This window comes from Photorhabdus stackebrandtii (assembly GCF_011189495.1).
In the GTDB taxonomy this organism is placed as follows: Bacteria; Pseudomonadota; Gammaproteobacteria; order Enterobacterales; family Enterobacteriaceae; genus Photorhabdus; species Photorhabdus khanii.
Genome location: NZ_PUJV01000168.1, coordinates 1 through 591 on the forward strand (window position 1 = coordinate 1; position 591 = coordinate 591).

Sequence of the window (591 nt, forward strand, 5' to 3'; positions counted from 1 at the left end):
ACTCAACAACCACCGACTAAAGTCGGTGGGTTAGTGATTAACGGACTGAAAGTCCGGATACGCATCGGCTGAACGATGCGTCAATTGTCCATCCTGAAGTTATCATCCGGGTTTGGTTCAAAATGATGCTCCAGATAAGCCTTTATCATCTCTTCCGTTAACTGACCCACCGTCGCACAAAAATAGCCTCTGCCCCAAAAATGCTGACCCCAGTAGCGTTTCTTTAGATGCGAAAACTCTTCAAACAACTTACTCGCTGTCCTTCCCTTCAGTCTCCTCATGATTTCTGAGGGAGATAATGTCGGGGGACTACTCACCAGTATGTGAACATGATCTTTGCTCACGACTCCTTTTAATATCCTGATTTCAAATGCTTCACATGTCTGACGAACTAACTCGCGCACCCGTATTGCTACTTCACCTATCAGCACTTTGTGCCTGTATTTCGTTACCCACACAAAATGGTATTCAATCTGAAATACTGTGTGACTACCGTATCTGTAATCCATGTTGCACCTCCCATGCAACACAGTATCTCAGCTAAAGCTGACCGACTAAAGTCGGTGGTTTCAACCTTTCATATGGAAGAAT

At 44.7% G+C, this 591-nt stretch carries 1 protein-coding gene; it reads right to left on the reverse strand.

Annotated features, from left to right (window positions below; all coding sequences use genetic code 11):
- Positions 1-80 precede the first annotated feature (80 nt).
- Complete coding sequence (gene tnpA / locus C5470_RS22185) at positions 81-509, reverse strand: IS200/IS605 family transposase (protein ID WP_040154654.1); 429 nt, start codon at positions 507-509, stop codon at positions 81-83.
- Positions 510-591: the final 82 nt, after the last annotated feature.

Bases quoted from the DNA above. Each gene is read 5' to 3' on its own strand.
- tnpA (WP_040154654.1), bottom strand. From the start codon at position 509: ATGGATTACAGATACGGTAGTCACACAGTATTTCAGATTGAATACCAT.